This window comes from Glaciihabitans sp. GrIS 2.15, assembly GCF_035984695.1.
GTDB lineage: Bacteria > Actinomycetota > Actinomycetes > Actinomycetales > Microbacteriaceae > Lacisediminihabitans.
This window is the reverse complement of sequence record NZ_JAXCHU010000013.1, coordinates 39,777-61,976: the sequence shown is the minus strand read 5'-3', so window position 1 is coordinate 61,976 and position 22,200 is coordinate 39,777. Positions and strand designations below refer to the sequence as shown.

Here is a 22,200-nt window from a genome sequence, read left to right as displayed (position 1 = left end):
CGGCGCTGATTTTGGCGCTAGAAGCTGTTTGGCGCGTCCGTGGAAATGAGGATGCCGTCCTGGATCGCACGCCTGCGGAGCGCAACCTTGGTGCCGACGTCGATGCCGGCCACCCGGTACTTCTCACGGATGCGCTTGAGGTAGCTCTTTGCGGTCTCTTCCGAGATTCCGAGCTGGAAGGCGACGGCCTTGACCGGCTCGCCACCGCCGTACAGGGCCATGACGCGTCGTTCTTGCGCGCTCAGCTTGGGAGCGCCGCCGACGTCGGCTGCGTTGAGCGCGAGGTCGAGTTCTGCAGAGACGAAGGAATCGCCCTTCGCGGCGGCACGGATGGCCTCGGCGATCATCTCGGCATCTTCACTCTTGACGAGATAGCCGAGGGCCCCCGCCGCCAATGCCTCGCGCACCACGTTCGGCTCGGAATAGGTGCTCATGAGCACCGTCTTCACGCCTGTGGTCTTCAGCGTTGAGATCTTGAGCGAGATCGGGATGTTGTCTTTGAGGTCCAGGTCGAGCAGTACGACGTCGACCGGGAACTCGCGATGCGTGAGCAGGTCAGGCCAGGTGGAGACGGCCGCGACCATGTTAATGTCTGATGCCGCATTTCGGATCCATTCGGTGAGCGCACCGAGCAACATCTTGTGGTCGTCGACGAGAGCAAGGCGAATACGATCGTCGGTATTGGTCAATGAGCTGTCTGGCACGGGGGCTTTCCATTCTGTGGACGAGTCTGGTTCGATGCTATTGGTCGGCGGGGTTCGTTACCACGCACTCGATCTCGACACGCAGGCTCGAATTCTGGGTGGAGTCAAGGAATCGACCGACTTTGCCAATCGCATCCCATATGGCAGGATCCACTCGATTGCGCGGCACTGCGGTGGTCATGATCACCAGCGGCACGGTGATCGTCTTCGATCCGGGGTTCGGGATCGCGGTGACCGGACCGATGCTGAGCTGGGCGGTGGGGCTTGCTTTGCTCTGGTCGCTCACGAGCAGCCATACCGCCGCGAGAAGCCCGTCCCGCTGTTGCGGACCGAGGAGTCCGGCGAGGCTTCCGCGGTCGGCCAGGGTGACCGACCTGCCCAACTGTTCCGACTCGGTGATCGCATGGTATAGCCAGGTTTCACGACGCCCCTCGATGAGGTGCAGGCGCAGCTCGGTGGCGAGGGATGCCGCGGTTGACGCCGTCTTGGGGGAGAGGGGCAGTTTGGTGCGTCCGGTCGCCACGGATTCGAGCAGTTCCTCGGCGGCGAGGTCGAGCCTCGCGAGTTCCTCGGAGGCGAGCATCCCGACCGCGAAGCGAGGCGCGGAGACAGTGCTCTGCACGAGCACGCGGTCGAGTTCGAGCTGCACGATTCGACGGAATCGTCGCACGATGGAGAGCCCGAACAGCACCGGCATCACCGCGATGGTGACAACCAGGATCTGCGCCGGGATGTTAGCCGGGGTCAACTTGGTGTTGAGCAGCACGGCTACCACCAGAACGATACCGAGAGCGGATACTGCGGCGAAAAGTTCTCGCCTTCGTCGCAGAGTGAGTGCGGCGAGCAGCCCGAAACCGGCGGATGCCGCGGCTGTCGAATACCGTCCGACATCGTGCAGCGGCCAGATTGCGATGAGATCCAGGGCAACCACGCCGGCCAGGGCGAGCAGGAATGTACCGAACAGCCAATCGGGCATCTGCTCGCCCCGCGTGGAGATGGTGGCGGCGACACCGCTGAGTGCGAGCGCATAGACAACCCAGGCCGCTAGTGCCGGCACGATGTCGGGATAGTCGCCCGCGTGACTCACGAACATGCCGAGACCGTATACGCCCTGGAGCGCCGCGAGAACGCTCGCGCCGATGCCGAGATATCCAGTGCCGAGACTGGCGCCTCGGGCGCTGGCCTGGCGCATTGCCCGGCCGGCGGTCGAGCCGGCCGGGACGCCCGCGCGGTTGCGCTTGCCGAGAATGACGCCGAGCGTGTTTTCTTCGGGCCGGGCGAAATCGGTCATTTGGGGACCTCTAGAACAACGGTGGTACCGGCTCCGGGGGAGGAGAACAACCTGGCGTTACCGCCGACATCCTTGAGTCTTGCGACGACGGAGTCCTTGAAACCGAGCCGGGCTTCGTCGATATCCGAGATATTGAAACCGACGCCCGCATCCGTCACCATTGCCCGCACCGTGGATTCGTCATCGGTGATCGTCACATGGGCGTCGGTGACTCCGGCGTGGCGACGCACGTTCTCGAGACATTCAGCGAGGGCAAGCAGGAAGGCGTCGAGCACTTCGCTCGGCAGAAGCACCTGGCCGGTACCGTGCCAGCTGACCTCGAGTCCCATGCGCCCGAAACGCTGCTTGACCGACTCGAGGGTGGTGCCGAGCGCGGTCTCTTCGACCGGTTCGAGATTGTAGACACCGGACGACTGCGGCACCGGTGTCGCCCCGAGTCGCAGCTGGCGCAGTAATCGGGCATCCTCGCTCGCCTGTTGCTGCAGCGCGGAAGCGGCGACTCCGACGCCAGAGTGGGCCAAAAGGGTGAGAGTCGCGAGCACGGTGTCGTGCAGCAGTCGTGCGCCCTGGCGGCGCTGCGCCTCGGTCTCACTTGCCTGGCGCTCTGCGCGATGGGCGCGGCCGATGCTATAAATGCGACGAGCGGCACGCGGGATGCTCGCAGAGAGCCAGGAACCGAAGACCGCGGCGAGCACCCAGCCGGTGACGATCTCGGCATCCTGCACCGAGACGGTACCGGGGATCGCGAGTTCGGCGAGGACGACCGTGGCGATGAACCCGACGACGAGCAGGATGATGCGGCCGATGCTGGAGGTGAGCACCACCGCAAACGAGGCGATCGCCCCCGCGGCAAGAGGCACGATCGCCGTACCAAGGGAGGGACTCGCCTGAGACTCACCGGGGAGCTGCACGATCACGAGGATGCCGAGTCCCGACAGCATGCCGAGCACAATCCAGATGAGCGATTGGTTGACACCGACCCGATACAGGCTGACGCTGAGCATTATGAATAGGGGAAGGGCAGAAAGCAGCGTTGTCAGGTGCAGCACTCCTGGAACCGAAAAACAGACGAGGGCCACGGCCGTCGAGCCGAGCCCAATGAAACGGGCAGATCGCTGAAGAAGCCGATCCCGCTCCTTGGCGATGAGTTCCACAGAGCAATAGTCACACATCGAAACCCCTTATGGGGGAGGGACACCGCGCGCGGTGAGCCCGGCGGCCCCGCAGTTACTCCGGGGTGAGCCAGCCCTCGCGGATACCGTGTCGCCTGAGGAGGATCTTGGTGCCGAGATCGATCCCGATATCGCGGTATTTGCGACGCGCTCGTTTGATGTACGACTTCACAGTCTCCTCGGTGGTTCCCATGTCGCCAGCGACTTCGCGGATCGATCGCCCGGAGGCATAGAGCATAATTGCACGCAGTTCCTGGCGACCGAGACCCGGCTCGAGCGTCTTGCCGTCGCTGGAGAGGGCGCCGGCGAGCGAGCGGTTCTCGTAGCGCTTACCGGCTGCCGCAGATTGGATCGCCCGAACCAGCTCGTCGGCCGACTCGGTCTTCGGAACGAAGGCGAGCGCACCCGCCCTGATCGCCCCGTGGATCGACGAGGGCTCCGCATGCCGACTCATGACGATGGTGCTCGAGCCGGCGGCGCTGAGTGCTCTTACCTTGGCTCCGATCGAGACGTTGTCGTCGAGGTTGAGATCCAACACGACGACGTCGACGGGAAACTCCGAGTTCGCCAGCAGGGCTTCCCAGCTCGATTCGCCGATGGCGACGTGGATACCGTGACGGCGCGCATGGAGATGAGCGACAAGGCCATCCACCACGAGCCGGTGATCATCGACGATCGCGACCCGGATGAGCGCGGACTTCTCTCGCTTGGTGATCATTGGCTCCGGTTTTCCCCCGTGGGATGCGCAGGCTCGGGTGCCAGCACAGACCACTCTGTACACCCAGCATAGCCAAGCTGACAGTCGCTCGCGTGCAGTGGCGGAGCCTTACGAGCTGAGCAGGCGAGCCAGTTGCGGACCGACGAGATCGTCTTCGATGAGAAAGCCATCGTGGCCGAACTCCGAGTGAATGACGACAGCGTGACCGTCGTCGATGTTGCCAGAGACCCCCGCGGCGATAGTCACCTGGTCGGCCAGGGGGAAGAGTCGATCGCTATCGATGCCGAGCACCACATTGCGAGCGGTCACGCGGGAGAGGGCGGCGGCGACTCCGCCGCGGTCGCGGCCGATGTCATGCGAATTCATCGCCTGCACGAGCAGCACGTAGCTGTTGGCATCGAACCGACGCGTGAACTTGTTGCCGTGGAAGTCGAGATAACTCTCTACCGCAAACTTGCCCTCTGCACCGAGGGGGCTGACGCTCGACTGCCAGCTTCGCTCGAACCGGTCGTTCAGCTCCGTGGGTGAGCGGTAGTTGAGGAGGGCCATGCGCCGCGCCAGGGCGAGACCTCGGTACGGGCCCTCGCCATCCGCGCCCTCGTAATAGTCGCCGCTGACAAAACGAGGATCCATCTGGATGGCCTCGATCTGCACGGAATTGAGCGCGATCTGGTCGGCGCTTGAGATGGTGGGGGCGGCGATCACGGCCACGCGATCGAGCCGATCCGGATGGCCGATCGCCCACTCGAGTGACTGCATACCTCCCATCGATCCGCCGACCACTGCCGCCCAGCGGGTGATGCCGATGGCATCCGAAAAGGCGACCTGCGCCGATACCTGGTCGCGGACCGTCAGATAGGGGAAACGCGCCCCCCATTCGCGCCCATCAGGGGCAAGGGAGGCCGGACCTGTGCTGCCCTGGCAGCCCCCGAGCATATTCGGGGCCACGACGAACCAGCGATCTGTGTCGATGTCCTTACCCGGACCAACGATGCCCGACCACCACCCGGCGGTGGGATGCCCCGGTCCAGCAGTGCCGATCAGATGGCTGTCACCGGTAAGCGCGTGGAGCACCAGGATTGCGTTGCCGTGATCGGCGTCGAGTTCGCCCCAGGTCTCGTAGGCGATGCGACCGGAGGGAATACCGCCTCCTCGCTCGAACTGCTGGGGGCCGATGGAGACGAACAGTCGGTCACCCGGGTGATCGCCTTCTCTCCAGGCACCCGTGGCCGGAGGCTTACCGATGATCGATCGCGTGTTGGCTTCAGTGACGAAGCTTGATGGGACCGTGTCCTCGGATGTTTGCCAATCCATGTCCGGCTAAGTATCTCAAGGTTTGCATGGGCTGGGCTGATTGTTACAGCTCGCGCTCCGCCGGTCGAATAGCTCACAGGTGTTCGCTACTCGACCGGCGTGGGAACACTACGCGCTCTGCGCGGCCTTGGTGACCGCACGGGCAGCGGCGAGACCGGCCGAGAGGTCGGCGATGATGTCGTCGATGTTCTCCAGTCCGACCGAGAGTCGCACCAGCCCTGGCGTTACGCCGGAGGTGAGCTGCTGCTCCGGGGTGAGCTGCGAGTGAGTGGTCGACGCGGGATGGATGATGAGGCTGCGCACGTCTCCAATGTTGGCGAGGTGACTGAACAGGGTGACGTTGTCGACCAAGGCCGCTCCGGCATCCACTCCGCCCTTGAGCTCGAAGGAGAGCACCGCGCCGACGCCCTTGGGCGCGTACTTATTCGCCAGTGCGTACCACGGGCTCGAGGGGAGTCCCGAGTAGTTCACCGAGGCAACATCGTCGTTGTCATCGAGCCATTCGGCAATAGCTTGGGCGTTTTGCACGTGGCGCTCGATGCGCAGGCTCAGGGTTTCGATACCCTGAATGAGCTGCCAGGCGCTCGCCGGGGCGATGGCCGCGCCGAGGTCACGCAGGCCCTGCACCCGCGCTTTGATGATGTACGCAATGCCGTCGCCGAGCACGGTGGTGTAGCTGGCGCCGTGATAGGAGGGGTCTGGCTCGGTCAGGCCGGGGAACTTCTCGACGTTCTTCGACCAGGCAAATTTTCCACCGTCCACGATGACACCGCCGATTACCGTGCCGTGGCCGCCGAGGAACTTGGTGGCGGAGTGCACGATGATGTCGGCCCCGTGCTCGAACGGGCGAATGAGGTACGGGGTGGCGATCGTGTTGTCAACGATGAGCGGAACGCCGTTGGCGTGCGCGACATCCGCGACCAGTGCGATGTCCAGGATGTTGATCTTCGGGTTTCCGATGGTCTCGGCGAACAAGAGTTTCGTGTTTGGGCGAACGGCGGCCGCCCACTCGTCGGCGTCATCCTGGTCTTCGACGAAGGTGGTGTCGATACCGAGTTTCTTGAGCGTGTACTTGAACAGGTTGTAGGTGCCACCGTAGATGGATGAGGATGACACGATGTGGTCGCCGGCCTCAGCGATGTTCAGCACGGCGAGCGTTGCGGCAGCTTGCCCGGAGGCGAGGAGAAGGGCTGCGGTGCCACCCTCAAGCGCGGCGACACGCTCTTCGACGACGTTTTGCGTCGGGTTCTGTATGCGCGTATAGATGTTGCCGAATTCGGCGAGGGCGAACAGGTTCTTCGCGTGTGCTGAGCTGTTGAAGACATACGACGTGGTCTGGTAGATCGGGGTCGCTCGAGCATTTGTCACGGGATCCGGCGCGGCGCCGGAATGGATTTGCTTGGTCTCGAACTTCCAGTCGGCCGAGTTGTCGCTCATGGATATCTCCTCAAAAGTGGCGCGGGCGGGGTAGTCACTCGCACTCGAAAGTTTAGGTAGGTCACCACCGCCGATCAATGGGGTCTGACATGCTGCGTAACAGAGGGTTCGAGCGCTGTCAAGGCGGTTATGCACGGCAACTAGTCATGCGAGAGTAGTCGCGTGTCATCCATCCGTCTCTTCATTCTGGGCTCGCTCGACGAACGAGGTCCGATGCACGGCCATGGGCTGCTACTCCTTGCAGAAGAGGAACACATCGACCTCTGGACCGACTTCGCCTCCAGTGCCGTCTACGGGGCAATCAAGCGGCTCGCCGTCGAGGGGCTCATCACGGGTGAACGGGTCGAGAAGCACGGCAACTACCCGGAACGGCAGGTCTATCGCATCAGCAGTACCGGGCGCCTGGCGCTCGATGACCTTCGCAGGGAAGGCCTCACCGAGATCATCATCAAGTCCGATCCGCTCGACCTCGCCCTCACCCGACTCGACCCGGACCGACTGGATGAGCTCCCCACCGTTCTTGGAGAGCGTCTCGCGACCCTGCGGCAGACTCTCGCCGACAACGAAACGCACCTCGAATCGATCACCCACTTCCTCACCATCGCAGAACTCTGGGCCATGCGGCACCAGGCCTCGCGCTGGAGAGGGGAAATCAGCTGGCACGAAGATCTGCTCGCAGCTCTGCCCGTCATCATTGCGGACGAAAAGTCCCGAAAGGAACAGAAATAGTGTCTTCCATCACCACCGCACCGAACTCGCTCGGAGTGTCGACGAAGAGGGCCTGGCAGGCTCTCGGCGTGCTTCTCATCGGTATGTTCATGTCGCTTCTCGACGCGACCATCGTCAATGTCGCACTTCCAACCATCCGCACGAGCCTCAGCGCAAACGAGGCGACGTTGTCCTGGATCATCGCCGGATACGCTCTCGCATTCGGCCTCGTGCTGATACCGGCCGGTCGTCTCGGCGACCGCTTCGGCCATAAGTGGATCTTCGTGGCCGGTCTCGCGCTGTTCACGGTCGCGAGCCTGGCCTGTGGTCTCGCGCAGGACAGCACACAGCTCGTCGTGGCCAGGGTGATCCAGGGACTCGCCGGAGGCATCTACCTTCCGGCCGTGACCGCGTTCATACAGTTGCTGTTCAGCGGCAGGACCCGCGGCACGGCGTTCGCCGTCATGGGCGCCGTGATCGGCGTCTCGTCCGCGCTCGGCCCGATCGTCGGTGGCTTGCTCATCCAGGCGTTCGGCGAGAAGGAGGGCTGGCGCTACGTGTTCGACGTAAATGTGCCGATCGGCGTCATTGCGTTGGTGGCAGCGGTTTTCCTGCTGCCGAAGGGTGCCGGGAGCAGCAAGCCATCCGGTGGCGTCGACTGGATTGGCCTTGTGCTTCTCGCGGGCGGCCTAGTCGCGATCCTGGTTCCTCTGATTGAGGGACAGACGGTCGGATGGCCGCTCTGGACTTACCTGCTCATCGCGGGCGGCGTCGTGTTGATTGTGCTCTTCGCCCTGTGGGAGATTTCCTACACCAAGCGCGGGAAGAGTCCGCTGGTGCCGCCTCACCTCTATTCGCATGCGGCGTTCACCGGCGGCACAATCCTCGCCCTGGTCTACTTTGCCGCGTTCACGAGCATCTTCTTCTCGATCTCGATCCTCTGGCAGTCCGGTCTGGGGCACACGGCGCTCGAGTCGGGCTTCGTGTCGATCCCGTTCGCGGTCGGCAGCATCCTCGGGGCGTCGCAGAGCAGTCGACTCGCACCGATTCTCGGCCGTAAGGTGCTGGTCATCGGTGTAGGGATGCTCACTGTCGGACTGGTCGCGGTCTGGCTCGTGCTGCTGTTGGTGCCGGCCGCCGACCTCACCAACTGGGACCTGCTCGGACCATTGCTCGTCGCCGGTGTGGGAAGCGGACTGTTCATCGCGCCGAATGCCCAGTTCATCGTCGCGACGGTAGATCCCCAAGAGGCCGGTGCCGCGAGCGGCGTCATCGGCACGATGCAGCGACTCGGGAGTGCCGTCGGAATCGCCGTGATCGGCAGCGTCTTCTTCGGAGCGCTCACCGTAGTCAAGCCAACGGCGGCCCAGATCGCGGATGCTGCGAAGAAACATGGCGCAGACGGCGCCCAGGCGATAAAGGCAGCCATCACCGACATCGTCCAGCACAATGTCGCTGTCGGGTTCGCTCACAGCGCCGCAGCGGCGATTGCCGTGAGCGCGGCCTTTGCGCTCATTGCATTCTTCCTGGTCTTCGCGTTGCCGAAGCGCCTCAGCCAGGGTTGGGAGGCGAAGCCGACCGAGTCTGCCGGGGCGAAGCCGACCGAGTCTGCCGGGGCGAAGCCGACCGAGTCTGCCGGGGCGAAGCCGACCGAGTCTGCCGGGGCGAAGCCGACCGGAAGCTAACGGTCCCGCGTCGAGCCGGTTGGATCCGTTTGTGAGGGTCCGGCCGGCTTTCGCTTGTACCCGCGCAGAGCTCGGTATATGTGAATGACCACCCCTGTTGTCGCCCGAGCCCCAATGGATGAGCGGGATGCCAGATAAAATGTCGCCCGCCATGTCCACATAACTTGTAGCCCCGAGCAGCTCCGCTGGTCGCGGCGGATTTAGAGGTTGTAATCCAACTCCGACCTTGATGGCGCGGTGGGGATATCCTCAAAATCGACACGGTGGGCAATCGTCATTATCTCGTCATGATGCCAACCGGACTCAATTGGCTTCGAGGAGATCACCTGCAGCTGCCTAGCGCTGATGATCCCCGCAAACAGAGCGATCTACGTGTTCGATGATCGTCTGGGATCTTGGGGGATTAGTGCCGAGAGATCAGTGCCGAGAGATCAGTGGGTTCCCAGTTCAAGTCCGGGGGTTGCACCACAAAACGTTGATCAGGATGCTGGTCAGGTACCAGGATAACTTCCTTGGATTAATTCCCTGCGATCTGCGTTCATGACTGCGCGGTAAAGCGATCCTCTATCCCCGATCGTGAACACGCCGAACTTCCCTCGGCACCCCGTGCGCATCGGACCTATCGAGCACCACACCGTTAGCGTTCGGGAGTGCCCGAAGTGCGGGCTAGTGCAGTAAAAATTTCGTCACTCCGGGCAGGTCCGCTTTATTCGGCTCGCTTGTCGAAACTGGGGAACTTAATATCTGCGCTCACGGACAGCCAGTAGCGCCGGATGGTTGGTTGAACTTGCGGTGCGAGCATCAGATTGGGAACCAATTGCCAAGACCCAGCAGAATCTTGTACTTCCTGAAGCGCCGTTCCGTAGGTGTGAATTTCGATTGACTCCGCAGCATCGGCGTCGTTTGGGCCACGGTGCCACAGCCCAAATTTGTGGGGCTTGACCGAGTCACCGTTTTTGAGTGCCTTTGCGAGTTCAACCCACTGCTCTACGGTTCGTAAAATCTGATAGCTCACGGAGATATCGTTTCCTGGCAACAGTCCGTAACGCGTTCGTGAAACCCCGGCTACGGAAAAGGACTCCTCGTTGTAGGCGTGTAAATCAACCATGCCCGGACCATCGCTGTGGACGGAAAAGGATATGGTCACCGCAACGCACTGATTTGCGTCTCTCGGCAGCTGGAAAATGACTTCCGGCCAGACCTGCTCCGCGCCCCGAGCAATGAGTCGGTCGACGCGTGGATTTTGGCGTTCGGCGATAACAAGCAGCCGTGGAATTGCAGTGTCGATCCGCGCGAGCTGAGTCTCTTGGAGAATTGCCTGAGAGATCCCGACCGCTGCTGCCGCTGCTTCCGCACCCTGCTTGGCCGCACCGACCGACTTCTTCGTCTGAATCGACTGATAGGCAATAACGATCGCCGAGGCTGTCGTCGCGATTGCGCCGAGAACCGCCCAACTATCTGAGGTCATTAGCTGACACTACCGGCTACCAACTTCCCGAGATGAGTTTCTGGGCCCAGACCAAGTTCTCGCAAGCCCAAATAACGGGGCACGGAAAAGAGCACAGGGCGGCTGAAGCGCCCTAGGTTCGATGCCGGTGACGTTCCGTCGAGTGCTGTGCTTTCGCTTTACCGGTCGAGGTCAATTGTTGAAGCTGAGGCGGCGATGGGTTCGGGCAGTGTGTCACCCCCTCGACCGCGGTGGTCGGGTCGTTCATGGTTTTCAACTAGAGCATCGACGACTCGTAAGAAATAGCGGCGGTCTCCGGCTTCCCACTCGTCGTGCTGCTCGATAATTACGGCACCTGCCAGCACGTTCGCGCAGTCTGCTGCGTTGTCGTGTCCCGATCGAGTTTGAGACAATGAGTATGGCCGTCAACGCCGCGTGAAATCACCAACCCACCGAGTCAATTGAGCTCGGGACAGACCCAATTGAAGAGGCACCATTTCTAAGCCATCTCGACCAAGCGGCGCGGCCATGCCGTCGGATCTCGCTATTTCGCGCGCTGTGGCCCGTCGTCCACTCGAAGAAGTTGCAGCCGACATGGGCATCGGACCACACCTGCTCGAGCCATACGGAAGCGCAGCGTCAAAGATCTCCCTCGATGCGATCGATGAGCTCCGTGACCGTCCGCGGGCCAAGTATGTCGTCGTCAGCGCAATCACGCCGACTCCACTCGGGTCGGGCAAGACGACCACCGCGATCGGGCTCGGTCAGGGCTTCCGGCACATCGACAAGCTCGGGATCGTCGCCATCCGTCAGCCGTCGATGGGGCCGGTGTTCGGTATCAAGGGCGGAGCCGCTGGTGGCGGCTACGCCCAGGTGGTGCCGATGGAGGCACTCAACCTGCACTTGACCGGCGACATGCACGCTGTTACTGCGGCCCACAATCTCTTGTCGGCGATGATCGGCAACCATATCCACAAGGGAAACCGTCTCGGGTTCGATCCTCATGAGATCACCTGGCGGCGCGTCCTCGACGTCAACGACCGCGAGCTGCGCAACATCATCACCGGGCTCGGCAGTCCTGACGACGGCAATCCGCTGCAGACCGGTTTCGACATCTCTGCAGCGAGCGAGGTGATGGCGTTGTTGTCGCTATGCACTTCGTTGCGGGATCTCCGTGAGCGGATGGGAAGAATCGTCGTCGGCTACAACGGCGATGGCGATCCGGTGACGGCGGAGATGCTCAAAGTGGCCGGCGCCATGACGGTGCTGCTCAAGGATGCCATCAAGCCGAACCTGATGCAGACCGTGGAGCAGACGCCAGTCCTCGTTCACACGGGCCCATTCGGGAACATCGCCACCGGCAACTCCTCGGTCGTCGCCGATCTGATCGGTATCCATTCTGGCGACTACCTCATCACCGAGGCGGGCTTCGGGGCAGACATCGGCGCGGAAAAGTTCTTCAACATCAAGTGCCGTGCCTCTGGCCTGACGCCGGATGCTGCCGTCATTGTCGCGACCGTGCGTGACCTGAAAACTCACTCGAGCAAGTACCGGGTCGTCGCCGGCCGGCCGCTGCCACCGGAGATGCTGGCCGAGAATCCCGACGACGTCCTCGCCGGGGCGGTGAATTTACGCCAGCAGATCGCCAACATACGACGGCACGGAGTTACGCCGGTCATTGCGGTGAATGCATTTCCGACCGACTATGACAGTGAACATCGGGCGATCATGGACATCGCAGCAGAGGAAGGTGTGCGGGTGGCAATTAGCCATCACTTCACCGAGGGCGGCAGGGGTGCGGTCGAGCTCGCCGAGGCAGTCGCGGAGGCATGTACTGAGCCGTCGAGCTATCACCGGCTCTATCCCGACGAACTTCCCCTGGTGGACAAGATCGATCTGATTGCGCGCGAGATGTACGGCGCGGATGGTGTGGACATCTCGCCGCTGGCCGCTCGGCAACTCGACAAGTACGAGCGGGCGGGCTTCGGCACCCTGCCGGTGTGCATTGCCAAGACCCACCTGTCCCTATCGGCCGACCCCAGCATCAAGGGAGCACCCACCGGGTGGCGACTGCCGGTCCGCGAGGTCCGTGCGTCCATCGGGGCCGGGTTCATCTATCCCATCTGTGGCGACATGCGCACCATGCCCGGTCTTTCGTCTGCTCCGGCGGCCGAACACATCGACATCGACGACAACGGCGAGATCGTCGGGTTGTCCTGATGGGTGGATGCTGTTAGGCGGATGCGATGGGGTGACCGGTGACGATGTGATCCGTGACCGGCCGCGAGTTTTGGTGCACGCGTTCGAGCTGCCGGGCACGGTGTCTGCGTCGCTTTTCGCGGACACCTGACAAGAGCCGGTCGGAGCTCAGTTTTCGAGCACGGCGCGCGAGCGCAATTCTCCGCTGGTGAGCTTCTGCAGGACATCGGCTGCGTCGGCCATCGGGAAGCGGTCGACCACGGTGCGTATCTTCCCGTCCGCGGCGAGACGCAGCACCTCGTTCATCTGTGCGCGGTTGCCGAGGATCGTGCCCATAACGGTCTGGCTCTTGTTGAAGGGAAACCCCTGGAAAGTCAGGGGAACACCGGTGACGAGAGTGCCGCCCCACTTCAGTGCCCGGAGTGCGCCGACGTTCACCACGTCGGAGGGCGCGAAGGTGAGCACCGCGTCGAGTGAGTCTTCCAGGTATTCACCCGGATCGACCTTCGTCGAGTCCACCACCTCCGCTGCACCGAGCTCTTTCGCTACCTCGAGGTGACCCGCGCTGCGACCCACTGCGATGACGTCGGCTCCGGTGAGTACCGCGAACTGAATGGCCATGTGACCAACGCCGCCGATGCCAAACACTCCCACACGCTTTCCGGGCCCGAGGTTGAGCTTTGAAACGGCGCTGAACGCGGTTATTCCCGGGCAGAAGAGCGGAGCCGCGTCAACCAGGTCGATGGATTCAGGCACGTGGTAGCTGTGCGCCGCATACGAGAGCATGAACTCCGCGTATGCGCCGTTTACGTGCTCACCCGTGATTTTGCGCTCATGGCAGAGTTCCTCACGGCCGGAAAGGCAGAACTCGCACTCCTCGCAGGTCCACCACAGCGGCTGTACGCCAACTCGATCTCCGATCTGGAATGTCGTCACACCCGCACCAAGAGCAGCTACCGTGCCGGTCGCCTCGTGCCCGGGGATGATGGGGCTGATGGCAGGAACTCCCCCATCAATCCAATCGCCCTCGATCATGTGCAAATTAGAGCGGCACACTCCGCAGGCCGCTACTTTGATCAACAGCTGCCCTTGGCCGGGCTCGGGGGTGGCGATCTCGCGCCAGTTGAGTGGATGCTCAGACAGCGGGGCAGGAGCATCGAGCTCAATGGCGTACATCTCTGCACGTTATCAGGTCACGACAGACCCCACCCCGTCTCCGGTCACGTGACTGTGTCTGATGCTCCTAGTGCTGTCTGGGGCAAGGTGGTGGGGTGATTTGGTCCCAACTGACACGTGTCGGCGCAATCGACCGTTGAGTGATCATGGCCCGTTCCCCGTGTCCAACAATCGCGGGCAGGGCCACACCCGGCCGGCGCACACCACAGCCGCGCTACGGTGGGAGAGAGCTATACGAGGGAGAGCAGTGATGTCACGACGCGTGGTGGTAACCGGCGCAAGTTCGGGAATCGGGGCGGCCACCGTTCGCCTGTTCCGTTTGCACGGGTGGGATGTGGTGGGCGTCGCCCGCCGCACGGACCGGCTCGAAGCTCTCGCCGCAGAAACCGGGGCCGATGTCTTCACCGCGGACGTCACCGACCAGGCGCAGGTCGACGCGCTCCGGGACTACCTCGCCGCTCTCGGGCCGATCCATGCCCTCGTCAACAACGCGGGCGGTGCCTTTGGTATGGCGTCGGTGGAAGAGAGCGTGGCCGAGGACTGGGCTCGAATGTTCGAGGTGAACGTTGTCGCAGTCAAGCGTGTCACGAGCGCACTTCTGCCGCTGTTGAGAGCAGCGGCCGGAGCACCGGATGTCGACGGTGTCGCCCATGCGGACATCCTCACCGTCACCTCGATTGCCGGCCACATCGCCTACGAAGGCGGTGGCGGCTACAACGCCGCCAAGTTCGCGGCGCACGCCCTCGTGGCCGTGCTGCGACTGGAGCTCGCCGGGGAACCGATCCGGGTGCTCGAAGTGGCACCCGGCATGGTGAAGACGGACGAGTTCTCGCTCGTGCGCTTCGGGGGAGACCAGGCCAGGGCCGACGCCGTCTACGACGACGTGGCGAATCCCCTGCACGCCGAAGATATCGCCGAGGCGATCGTGCACTCCATCGAGCTTCCCGGCTTTGTCAACCTCGACCTCGTGACCATCAAACCGGTGGCGCAGGCGGCGCCGCATAAGGTCATCCGAGGCGTGCTCGCTCCGAAGCTGTAGCACGTCGGCTAGTCGAGCGAGGCCGTCTCCACGCCCACCGTCTCCTCGCTCGAGGCATCGGCGAAGGCGAGTCTCGGCACGAAGAAGAGCAGCACGGCCGCGACCAGTGCGCCCACCCCGCAGATAGTCCAGACGGTGAGGTAGCCGGTGAGGCTCGACGCTGTGGTGGTCGCCGCGGCGAGAACACCCATGGCGAGAACGATGCCGAAGATCGCCGAGGCGAACGAGCCACCGATCGTCTTCGTGGTGTTGGTGAGCGCGGCCACGATGCCTGTCTGACCGCGCGGAGCGGCGGCTGCCGCAGCCGCGGGCATCGCCCCGACGAGTGCCCCCGAACCGATGCCGGCGATGAACATATTGAGGAAGACCTGCCAGGTCTCGAGGTGGAACGGTACGAACAGCAGGTAGCCGACAGCCACAAGGAAGGCGGCGATGATCAGGGCGACGCGCGGGGAGAACCACCGTGACACGAGCGGGAACAGCAGGGCCCCACCGATCATCGAGATGAGGTAGACGCCGATGAGCGTCGATCGGTCGCCGGAGTCCAACCCGAGACCGTAGCCGGCGGTCGGGTCGGTGCCCGCATAGGCGCTGAGCGGCGCCTGCGCGCCGAGCAGGCTGATGCCGATCAGCCCGGCCGTGAGCTGCACCGGCCACATGTTCGGCTGTCGCAACACCCGGAGATCGATCGCGGGGTCGTCCTGCTTCAGTTCGTAGAGGCCGAAGGGCACGAAGACGAGTACTCCGAGCACGATGAGTATGTAGACCCACCACGCCTCGAGCCCGTTAAGCCTGAGGAAGGTGAGGCCGGACGTGATGAGTAACAGCCCGATCGTGAGCAGGCTGAAGCCCGTCACGTCCAACCGTCGACCGGGCAGCGGAGTCGACTCGGGCACGCCGAACAGCACTGCGAAAAAGACGAGGGTGACGGCGATGGCCGGGATGGCGAGGGTGAGGGGTACGTTGTGTCCGAACCATCCGAAGACACGGCCACCCAGCAGTGCGCCGACGATCGCCCCTGCCTCGAGTGCCACGACAAGGAAGCCTGCCGCGCGCCGCGTCTGGGAGGCACCGCGACCGGTGCGGCGTCCACGATCGAAGATGAGGGCTACCTCGAGGGGCAGCCAGACCACATAAAAACCCTGCAGTGCCCAGGCGATGAGAAATGTCGTGAAGTTGTCGGCGACGACGAGTGCCCAGCTTGCGCTGGCAGTGAGAACTGTTGAGACGAGCAGAATGCGCTTATGGCCGAACATGTCGCCGAGCTTCGCAAGAATCGGTACGACGAGGGCCGAGAGCAGCAGCTGGGCCGCCTCGAACCAGTTGAAGTCCGCATCGCGGATGTGCAGGTATTTGACCAGGTCGCTAATCAAGGGGACGTAATAACCCTGCAGGACACCGCTGACGATCTCGACGAGGAAGAGGTAGCCGATCAGGCCGAAAGTGATCGCGCCCGCCTTCGTGCGCACGGTTTGCATGATCGGATGCTACCGCCGGTTGATTCACGCGATGGTCAGCTGTCGGCCGAAATCTGGCGGCCCTTGTGAGCGGCTAACGTGAAGTCATGACAATCGACGAGCAGCGCTCTCCGGATCGCGAAATCCTGGGCTGGCACGAGTTCGGGGAGGCGAGCCGTGAGCTCGCAGCGCAGGTGCATGAGAGCGGATTCGTGCCCGACATGGTCGTCGCCATCGCCCGAGGCGGACTGCTGCTCGCCGGATCGGTCGCTTACGCCCTCGATGTGAAGAGCTGCGGTGCGATCAACGTGGAGTTCTACACCGGGGTCGACCTGCGTCTCGACGAGCCCATGATGCTGTCCCCGATGCTCGATACCCCCGCGGTCGCTGGCCACAGAGTGCTGCTCGTCGACGACGTGTCAGACTCCGGACGCACCCTCGCGATGGTGCTCGCGTTGCTACTCACCGCCGAAGCGGATGTGCGTAGTCTCTGCCTCTACTCCAAGCCGAAGACCCTACTCGAGCCCGACTACGTCTGGCGCAAGACCTCGAAATGGATCGCTTTCCCGTGGTCGTCGCTGCCGCCGGTCACCGTGTGAGATGACTGTTCGACCGCTCTCAGAACTCGTCGACCCTGGATGGGCGGATGCGCTCCGGCCGGTGGCTAGCACCATCGCCGAACTCGGGGAATTCCTGCGTGCGGAGACCACCGCCGGTCGCGGCTACCTTCCGGTCGGCGAGAATGTACTCCGGGCATTTACCCTGCCGCTCGCCGAGGTGCGCGTTCTCATCGTCGGCCAGGATCCGTATCCGACACCGGGGCATCCCATCGGTCTTTCGTTCGCGGTGGATCGGGCCGTGCGTCCAGTGCCGCGAAGCCTGCAGAACATCTACCGCGAACTCCGCGCCGACCTCGGAATCGAGCCGCCGCCGCATGGCGATCTCAGCGCCTGGTGCGACCAGGGAGTCATGCTGCTTAATCGGGTTCTCACGGTTCAGCCGGGTAATTCGGGTGCGCATCGCCGCAAGGGCTGGGAGGCGGTGACGGCCACCGCGATCCACGCGCTCGCCGAGCGAGGCGGCCCTCTCGTCGCGATCCTCTGGGGCCGGGATGCCCTCTCGCTCGAGTCGATGCTAGCGCCGGTACCGGTGATCAAGTCGGTGCATCCGAGCCCGTTGTCCGCGTCCGGCGGATTCTTTGGCTCCAAGCCGTTCAGCCGGGCGAATGCGTCTCTCGTTGCCCAGGGGGCGGCTCCAATCGACTGGACGATCCCGGCGTAAACTTCTCTCATGCTCGAGGAGGAATACCAGGCCACGCACCGACCGCGGGAGGCGCAACGCAATCTGCCCCCGCTCCAAGTTCCGTTCGAGTATTCGATCCGGGATGCCCGCCTCGAAGACATGCCTGACGTGCGCGAGATCTACAACCACTACGTGGCAAATTCAACCGTGACTTTCGACGAGGTGCCACAGAGCCTGCGGGAAACCAGGTCGAAGTTTCAACATTTGAAGAAGCTCGGGATGCCGTACCTCGTGGCCGAGAGCCCAAGCCAGCAGATCCTCGGCTACGCCTATGTGTACCCGTGGAAGGAGAAGGCGGCCTACCGCTTCACCGTGGAGAACTCGATTTATCTGCGTGCGGCGTCCACAGGGAAGGGTCTCGGCAGGGTGCTGATGGGCGAACTGATCACCGCGTCCAAGGCGGCCGGCCTCAAGGAGATCATCGCGGTAATCGCGGACAAGGGCGCCGAGGCATCGATAAAGATGCACCGGGATTTCGGATTCAAGGAAATCGGTCGAATGGGCAAGGTCGGGTTTAAGTTCGAGCGCTGGCTCGGCACCGTCCTGATGCAGAAGTCTCTCAAATAGCTTCTGGCGGTGCCTCGAGGATGTCGCGGAGCGCACTGTGCACTCCCGTGACGGACTCCGGGTCGCCGCGCCAGAGCATCCGCAGGATGAGCCCGTCGACGGCGAGGGCTACTACCCGCGAGTGATGCGGATCCGGTACGAGCGGATTGATCGCATCCTCCTACGCGCGGTACCAGAGCTCGGCGGATGCCCGAGAGCCATAGACCCAGTGGTGCAGAACCGCCGCGAGGTTGGCGAGACCCCCGCCCCCGCTCGGGGGAGCGAACATGGCGACCTGTTGGGCCGTGACCCCCAGGAGCGCGCTCACGACCAGATCATCAATGTTGGCAAAGTAGTAGGTCGCCGCGGCGAGCGGCACCCCGGCCTCGGCAGTGACCGCGCGGTGGGTGACAGTGCCGGGTCCTCCGTGTTCGAGCACCCGGATCACCGCATCCTGCAACGCCGTCCGACGCGCTTCGCCCCTGGCCGTCGTGGCGACCACGTCAGTGCTTTCCGCCGAGCTCGAGCATCGTGACGCCGCCGATCACGAGCACCATTCCCGCGACCTGCACGAGGGTGAGCGACTCCTTGAAGAACAGCCAGCTGATCGCGACCACCAGCACGACTCCCACACCGGCCCAGATCGCGTACGCGATACCGAGCGGCACTCCCTTGGCGAGCGACTGGGCGAGCATGGCGAATGCGGCGATATAGCCGAGGATTACGATCACGTACGGCACGATTTTGTTCACCCCGTCGCCGGTGGCGAACTTGAGGGCTGTTGTCGCGATCACTTCGGCCACGATGGCTCCGGCGAGGAAGAGGTATCCCATGCTGCTCCTGAGGTTGTTACAAATGTAGCTAAAAGTGCTTGGCCGAGAGTGAGGCCACCGACTTCGTGATGCGCGGACGCTACAGTCGGGGGATGCCCGAAGCGCCTCGCCGCCGCCCCGGGGGCTTCGTCGTGCTCCACACCCTCCGTGGCCACGTGCGCGCCCGGCCCGCCGCCGTCTTCACCGCCCTCGATGCCAGGTTCCGGCCGAGCAACTCCTCCCACAGTCTCTATCTCGCCGATCCCTCCGCGTTCCTCATCGTGTCCCAAGGCGGCTGGTGGTACCGGGGGGAGTACCGGGTGGTTCCGGATGAGCAGGGTTCGCACGTCGAGCACGTGATGCTGAATGTGGCCACGACCGCTCGCTCGCTCGGGCGCTTCACCGGCCGCAGGGTGGTGGCGGATGCTCCGGCCGCATTCGAGACGCTTCTGCGGCAGCTGCGCCTTGAGCTCCAATAGCGCGCCTTCGATTCGAGCAGTGGGGCTCAGCCCTTTGCCCGTTGTCCCTTGGTACAGGTCGACTGGGCTGCAGTCTGGCCGGTCGCACTGCTCGGCAGGGCGACTCCCGGCGCGCTCGTCGCGGCACCGCTCGGCGCGGTGGAGACGCCAGGGGTCGGGGCTACTGTCGCCGTCGGATCTGTGGTCGTGCCGCCCCCGGTTTTGCCGGTGAGTGACACCGGCTGGTCGTTCTTCAATGCAGTGAACAGGATGTCGGCCGCGCTGCGGATCGGAAGCACCCCGTTCTGTCCTGCTGCCGAGCCGTAGCTGCCCGGATACTGCACGAAGACGACCTTGTCGAAGCTGATGTCCTTGACCGCGAGAGCCATACTCACGAGGGTTGTCAGGTTGTTCAGGGAATCCGACCGTGTCGTGTTTTCGATCACGGCCTTGGCTAGTGCGTAGTCCTTGATCGGGTTGCCGAGAGTCTCCGGCGTCTTGATTTTGCGCACGAGGGCGGAGAGGAAGAGTTGCTGGTTGCTGATTCGGGCAAGGTCACTGCCATCACCTACGCCGTAGCGCACACGGAGGAATTGCACCGCCTGCTGTCCGACGAGGGTCTGCTGGCCGGCATCGAGGTCGAAGCTGATCTGCTCGTCGTGGATCGCCTTGGCGATGCAGACGGTGACCCCACCCACGGCGTTGGAGAGGCCGACAACGCCCTGGAATTCGGTGAGCGCGGCGAAGGGAATAGTGAGACCGGTGAGATTCTCGACGGTCTTGACGATGCACGGAAGCCCGCCGTAGGTGAGTGCGACGTTGATCTTGTTGGTCTGGGCGGGAAAGTGGCCGCCCTTGGGGTTCGGGCAGGAGGCGATCGGCACGATCATGTCGCGGGGGAAGCTCACGACAGTCGCGTTGGTGTGGTCGGCGGAGACGTGAAGCAACATCGTCACATCGTTCAGGTGCTCGCCGCGCTTGCCGTAGGTGCCGACATCCCCGCCGCCGCTGTCGCTTGCGGCGACGAGCACGTTGATGCCGCCTTCGAAACTTCCGATGTCCGGCGCAGGTCCGTCCTTCTGCCCGATGAGCTTCACTCCCGGCTTCCCGCTCTTCGCGACGTCGTAGACCGCGAAGCTGGCGACAGCGCCGGCGCTCACCAGCACGACCGCGAGAGCAGCGGCGACGAACACGAGCACCGTCATAGCGGGACGCGAACGCGGCAGCCGGCCGTGGCGGGCGAAGGGAGGAATCGGACTGCTCGGCATAGCACCAGACCCTATCCGACGACCTAGGCTCGAAGGGTGTTTGAACTCCATCATCTCAGCGCACAGGAGCAGTGGGACTGGTTGCAGCGCGGTGAGATCACGCCCGTCGAGCTCACTCGGCACTACCTCGAACGTATCGAGCGTCTCGATGGAGGGCTCGGTGCGTTCGTCACAGTGACCGAAGAGGCGGCCATCGTACGGGCGGAATTCCTCTTCGAGAACGTGCCGAAGAGTGCGCCACTCTGGGGTTTGCCCATCGGTGACAAAGACCTGGTGAACCGGGCGGGGGTGCGAACCGGCTACGGCTCACGCCTCATGGATGGCTTCATACCCGACCGGTCGGACGCCATCGTCGAGGTTCTGGATGCCGCGGGCTCAGTGAGCCTCGGTAAGACCAGCGCCCCGGAGTTCGGGCTCCCCTCCTACACGGAAAGCCTCGTCTCCCCACCCGCGCGCACGCCGTGGAACACCGAACTCGGTGCCGGGGGGTCCAGCGGGGGTGCGGCGGTCGCTGTTGCGGCGGGGCTTTTGCCATTCGCTCCTGGCTCGGACGGCGGGGGCTCCGTACGCATCCCCGCCGCCGCGTGCGGGCTTGTCGGCCTCAAGCCCTCGCGGGGGCTCGTGCCGAGCGGGACCGGTCTCAGTACCCTCGGTGGCCTGGTCGTACCGGGACCGCTTGCCCGGTCTGTAGCGGATGCCGCGATGCTGCTCGATGCCTTGATTGAGGGAGGCGACTACCCCTTTACCGTTCGTGCCCCGCGCTGGGACGGCGGGGCCTTGCTCAACGCTGCGGTACGTGGAGAGGGTCGGTTCCAGCTCGGCGTGATGACAACCTCGCCCTGGGATGACGCGTACGACATCGAGATCGCGCCCGAGGCATCCGCCGCTCTCGCCCTCGCGCTATCCGAGCTCGACGCGGTCGGGCACGGAATCGAGGATTTCGCACTCGAACCGGACGACTCCTATGCCCCAAACTTCCGTACCATCTGGCAGGCCGGTGCGGCGGGAATTCCCGCCGAGGGTACCCAGCTCGATCTTCTCGAGCCGCTCACCAAATGGCTCGTGCTGCGCGGGAGGCAGGTGTCGGCACGGGAGCTGTCGAGCGCGCTGAATGCACTCGTCGAGTTCGAGCGCTCGATCATCCACCAGTTCCGGCGCTTCGATGCGGTCGTCACCCCCGCCCTGGCGATGACGCCGCGCCCGGTCGGTTGGTACGATGCGGAGGATGCCGAGCACAACTTCGCGCAGCAGGTGCAGTACACGCCGTTCACCTCTTTCGCGAATGTGACCGGGCTGCCCGCCATCACGTTGCCGGTCTATGAGACCCCGGAGGGCATCCCCATGGGAGTGCAGCTGGTCGGCCGGCCCGGCGGCGAGCACGTGCTACTCGCGATCGGCGCTCAGCTCGAGCGTCGACTCAGCTGGCAGCGAAAGCATCCGCCGCAGTGGTGACGCGCCACCAGCGAG

General features: G+C 63.7%; 21 protein-coding genes. 9 read left to right on the top strand and 12 right to left on the bottom strand.

The window, feature by feature from the left end; translation table 11 throughout:
• Nucleotides 1–17: 17 nt before the first annotated feature.
• The 6 genes from RCH11_RS15740 to RCH11_RS15715 form a co-directional block, all read right to left on the bottom strand.
• Nucleotides 18–704 (bottom strand): response regulator transcription factor, encoded by a 687-nt coding sequence (locus RCH11_RS15740; protein WP_327057969.1) that lies wholly within the window; start codon nucleotides 702–704, stop codon nucleotides 18–20.
• 37 nt (nucleotides 705–741) lie between these two features.
• Nucleotides 742–1,995 (bottom strand): hypothetical protein, encoded by a 1,254-nt coding sequence (locus RCH11_RS15735; RefSeq protein ID WP_327057968.1) that lies wholly within the window; start codon nucleotides 1,993–1,995, stop codon nucleotides 742–744.
• Complete coding sequence (locus RCH11_RS15730; RefSeq protein ID WP_327057967.1) at nucleotides 1,992–3,149, bottom strand: sensor histidine kinase; 1,158 nt, start codon at nucleotides 3,147–3,149, stop codon at nucleotides 1,992–1,994. Before RCH11_RS15730 ends, RCH11_RS15735 begins: the two co-directional genes overlap by 4 nt.
• A 73-nt stretch (nucleotides 3,150–3,222) precedes the next feature.
• Entirely contained in the window at nucleotides 3,223–3,885 is a 663-nt protein-coding gene (locus RCH11_RS15725; RefSeq protein WP_327057966.1) for a response regulator transcription factor, read from the bottom strand.
• A 108-nt stretch (nucleotides 3,886–3,993) separates the two neighbouring features.
• Complete coding sequence (gene metX / locus RCH11_RS15720) at nucleotides 3,994–5,199, bottom strand: homoserine O-acetyltransferase MetX (RefSeq protein WP_327057965.1); 1,206 nt, start codon at nucleotides 5,197–5,199, stop codon at nucleotides 3,994–3,996.
• Between the two features lie 108 nt (nucleotides 5,200–5,307).
• Nucleotides 5,308–6,636: a bifunctional o-acetylhomoserine/o-acetylserine sulfhydrylase gene (locus RCH11_RS15715; RefSeq protein WP_327057964.1), complete on the bottom strand. Its 1,329-nt coding sequence runs from the start codon at nucleotides 6,634–6,636 to the stop codon at nucleotides 5,308–5,310.
• A 162-nt stretch (nucleotides 6,637–6,798) separates the two neighbouring features.
• On the opposite strand from RCH11_RS15715, the gene RCH11_RS15710 reads away from it, so the two are divergent.
• A complete protein-coding gene (locus tag RCH11_RS15710) occupies nucleotides 6,799–7,365 on the top strand; it encodes a PadR family transcriptional regulator (RefSeq protein WP_327057963.1) in 567 nt (188 codons plus the stop codon).
• Nucleotides 7,365–9,029 (top strand): MFS transporter, encoded by a 1,665-nt coding sequence (locus tag RCH11_RS15705; RefSeq protein WP_327057962.1) that lies wholly within the window; start codon nucleotides 7,365–7,367, stop codon nucleotides 9,027–9,029. Before RCH11_RS15710 ends, RCH11_RS15705 begins: the two co-directional genes overlap by 1 nt.
• A 706-nt stretch (nucleotides 9,030–9,735) precedes the next feature.
• Here the strand turns inward: RCH11_RS15705 and RCH11_RS15700 are convergent.
• Nucleotides 9,736–10,497, bottom strand: coding sequence for a hypothetical protein (locus RCH11_RS15700; protein WP_327057961.1), 762 nt, complete (start codon nucleotides 10,495–10,497; stop codon nucleotides 9,736–9,738).
• A gap of 507 nt (nucleotides 10,498–11,004) precedes the next feature.
• Between RCH11_RS15700 and RCH11_RS15695 the strand changes: the two genes are divergently transcribed.
• Entirely contained in the window at nucleotides 11,005–12,696 is a 1,692-nt protein-coding gene (locus RCH11_RS15695) for a formate--tetrahydrofolate ligase (protein WP_327057960.1), read from the top strand.
• Between the two features lie 147 nt (nucleotides 12,697–12,843).
• Here the strand turns inward: RCH11_RS15695 and RCH11_RS15690 are convergent, their stop codons facing one another.
• Complete coding sequence (locus RCH11_RS15690) at nucleotides 12,844–13,851, bottom strand: alcohol dehydrogenase catalytic domain-containing protein (RefSeq protein WP_327057959.1); 1,008 nt, start codon at nucleotides 13,849–13,851, stop codon at nucleotides 12,844–12,846.
• A 250-nt stretch (nucleotides 13,852–14,101) separates the two neighbouring features.
• Here RCH11_RS15690 and RCH11_RS15685 point away from each other — a divergent pair, with 250 nt between their 5' ends.
• The gene (locus tag RCH11_RS15685; protein WP_327057958.1) at nucleotides 14,102–14,890 is read left to right on the top strand and encodes an SDR family NAD(P)-dependent oxidoreductase; all 789 of its coding nucleotides are present in this window, start codon (nucleotides 14,102–14,104) and stop codon (nucleotides 14,888–14,890) included.
• Nucleotides 14,891–14,898: 8 nt separating this feature from the next.
• Here the strand turns inward: RCH11_RS15685 and RCH11_RS15680 are convergent, their stop codons facing one another.
• Nucleotides 14,899–16,368, bottom strand: a complete 1,470-nt coding sequence (locus tag RCH11_RS15680) for an MFS transporter (protein ID WP_327057957.1) — start codon at nucleotides 16,366–16,368, stop codon at nucleotides 14,899–14,901.
• Nucleotides 16,369–16,454: 86 nt separating this feature from the next.
• On the opposite strand from RCH11_RS15680, the gene RCH11_RS15675 reads away from it, so the two are divergent.
• The 3 genes from RCH11_RS15675 to RCH11_RS15665 are packed head-to-tail and all read left to right on the top strand — an operon-like array spanning nucleotide 16,455 to nucleotide 18,216.
• On the top strand, nucleotides 16,455–16,946 hold the full coding sequence (locus RCH11_RS15675) for a phosphoribosyltransferase (RefSeq protein ID WP_327057956.1): 492 nt from the start codon (nucleotides 16,455–16,457) through the stop codon (nucleotides 16,944–16,946).
• 1 nt (nucleotide 16,947) lies between these two features.
• A complete protein-coding gene (locus RCH11_RS15670; RefSeq protein WP_327057955.1) occupies nucleotides 16,948–17,628 on the top strand; it encodes a uracil-DNA glycosylase in 681 nt (226 codons plus the stop codon).
• Between the two features lie 9 nt (nucleotides 17,629–17,637).
• Nucleotides 17,638–18,216, top strand: coding sequence for a GNAT family N-acetyltransferase (locus tag RCH11_RS15665; protein WP_327057954.1), 579 nt, complete (start codon nucleotides 17,638–17,640; stop codon nucleotides 18,214–18,216).
• 160 nt (nucleotides 18,217–18,376) lie between these two features.
• Here the strand turns inward: RCH11_RS15665 and RCH11_RS15660 are convergent, their stop codons facing one another.
• Both RCH11_RS15660 and RCH11_RS15655 read right to left on the bottom strand, forming a co-directional pair.
• Nucleotides 18,377–18,697, bottom strand: a complete 321-nt coding sequence (locus RCH11_RS15660; RefSeq protein WP_327057953.1) for a TetR/AcrR family transcriptional regulator — start codon at nucleotides 18,695–18,697, stop codon at nucleotides 18,377–18,379.
• Between the two features lies 1 nt (nucleotide 18,698).
• A complete protein-coding gene (locus RCH11_RS15655; protein WP_327057952.1) occupies nucleotides 18,699–19,028 on the bottom strand; it encodes a DMT family transporter in 330 nt (109 codons plus the stop codon).
• A gap of 92 nt (nucleotides 19,029–19,120) precedes the next feature.
• On the opposite strand from RCH11_RS15655, the gene RCH11_RS15650 reads away from it, so the two are divergent.
• A complete protein-coding gene (locus tag RCH11_RS15650) occupies nucleotides 19,121–19,486 on the top strand; it encodes a hypothetical protein (protein WP_327057951.1) in 366 nt (121 codons plus the stop codon).
• Nucleotides 19,487–19,512: 26 nt separating this feature from the next.
• Here RCH11_RS15650 and RCH11_RS15645 read toward each other — a convergent pair whose 3' ends face one another.
• Nucleotides 19,513–20,670 (bottom strand): LCP family protein, encoded by a 1,158-nt coding sequence (locus RCH11_RS15645; RefSeq protein WP_327057950.1) that lies wholly within the window; start codon nucleotides 20,668–20,670, stop codon nucleotides 19,513–19,515.
• A gap of 99 nt (nucleotides 20,671–20,769) precedes the next feature.
• Between RCH11_RS15645 and RCH11_RS15640 the strand changes: the two genes are divergently transcribed.
• Nucleotides 20,770–22,185 (top strand): amidase, encoded by a 1,416-nt coding sequence (locus RCH11_RS15640; protein ID WP_327057949.1) that lies wholly within the window; start codon nucleotides 20,770–20,772, stop codon nucleotides 22,183–22,185.
• The last annotated feature ends 15 nt before the right edge of the window (nucleotides 22,186–22,200 follow it).

What these genes read in the sequence shown, in the direction of transcription:
- metX (WP_327057965.1), bottom strand. Translation starts at nt 5,199, where the DNA reads ATGGATTGGCAAACATCCGAGGACACGGTCCCATCAAGCTTCGTCACT.
- RCH11_RS15670 (WP_327057955.1), top strand. Translation starts at nt 16,948, where the DNA reads ATGACTGTTCGACCGCTCTCAGAACTCGTCGACCCTGGATGGGCGGAT.
- RCH11_RS15690 (WP_327057959.1), bottom strand. Translation starts at nt 13,851, where the DNA reads ATGTACGCCATTGAGCTCGATGCTCCTGCCCCGCTGTCTGAGCATCCA.
- RCH11_RS15695 (WP_327057960.1), top strand. Translation starts at nt 11,005, where the DNA reads ATGCCGTCGGATCTCGCTATTTCGCGCGCTGTGGCCCGTCGTCCACTC.
- RCH11_RS15680 (WP_327057957.1), bottom strand. Translation starts at nt 16,368, where the DNA reads ATGCAAACCGTGCGCACGAAGGCGGGCGCGATCACTTTCGGCCTGATC.
- RCH11_RS15645 (WP_327057950.1), bottom strand. Translation starts at nt 20,670, where the DNA reads ATGACGGTGCTCGTGTTCGTCGCCGCTGCTCTCGCGGTCGTGCTGGTG.
- RCH11_RS15655 (WP_327057952.1), bottom strand. Translation starts at nt 19,028, where the DNA reads ATGGGATACCTCTTCCTCGCCGGAGCCATCGTGGCCGAAGTGATCGCG.
- RCH11_RS15665 (WP_327057954.1), top strand. Translation starts at nt 17,638, where the DNA reads ATGCTCGAGGAGGAATACCAGGCCACGCACCGACCGCGGGAGGCGCAA.
- RCH11_RS15715 (WP_327057964.1), bottom strand. Translation starts at nt 6,636, where the DNA reads ATGAGCGACAACTCGGCCGACTGGAAGTTCGAGACCAAGCAAATCCAT.
- RCH11_RS15675 (WP_327057956.1), top strand. Translation starts at nt 16,455, where the DNA reads ATGACAATCGACGAGCAGCGCTCTCCGGATCGCGAAATCCTGGGCTGG.
- RCH11_RS15685 (WP_327057958.1), top strand. Translation starts at nt 14,102, where the DNA reads ATGTCACGACGCGTGGTGGTAACCGGCGCAAGTTCGGGAATCGGGGCG.
- RCH11_RS15700 (WP_327057961.1), bottom strand. Translation starts at nt 10,497, where the DNA reads ATGACCTCAGATAGTTGGGCGGTTCTCGGCGCAATCGCGACGACAGCC.
- RCH11_RS15725 (WP_327057966.1), bottom strand. Translation starts at nt 3,885, where the DNA reads ATGATCACCAAGCGAGAGAAGTCCGCGCTCATCCGGGTCGCGATCGTC.
- RCH11_RS15735 (WP_327057968.1), bottom strand. Translation starts at nt 1,995, where the DNA reads ATGACCGATTTCGCCCGGCCCGAAGAAAACACGCTCGGCGTCATTCTC.
- RCH11_RS15650 (WP_327057951.1), top strand. Translation starts at nt 19,121, where the DNA reads ATGCCCGAAGCGCCTCGCCGCCGCCCCGGGGGCTTCGTCGTGCTCCAC.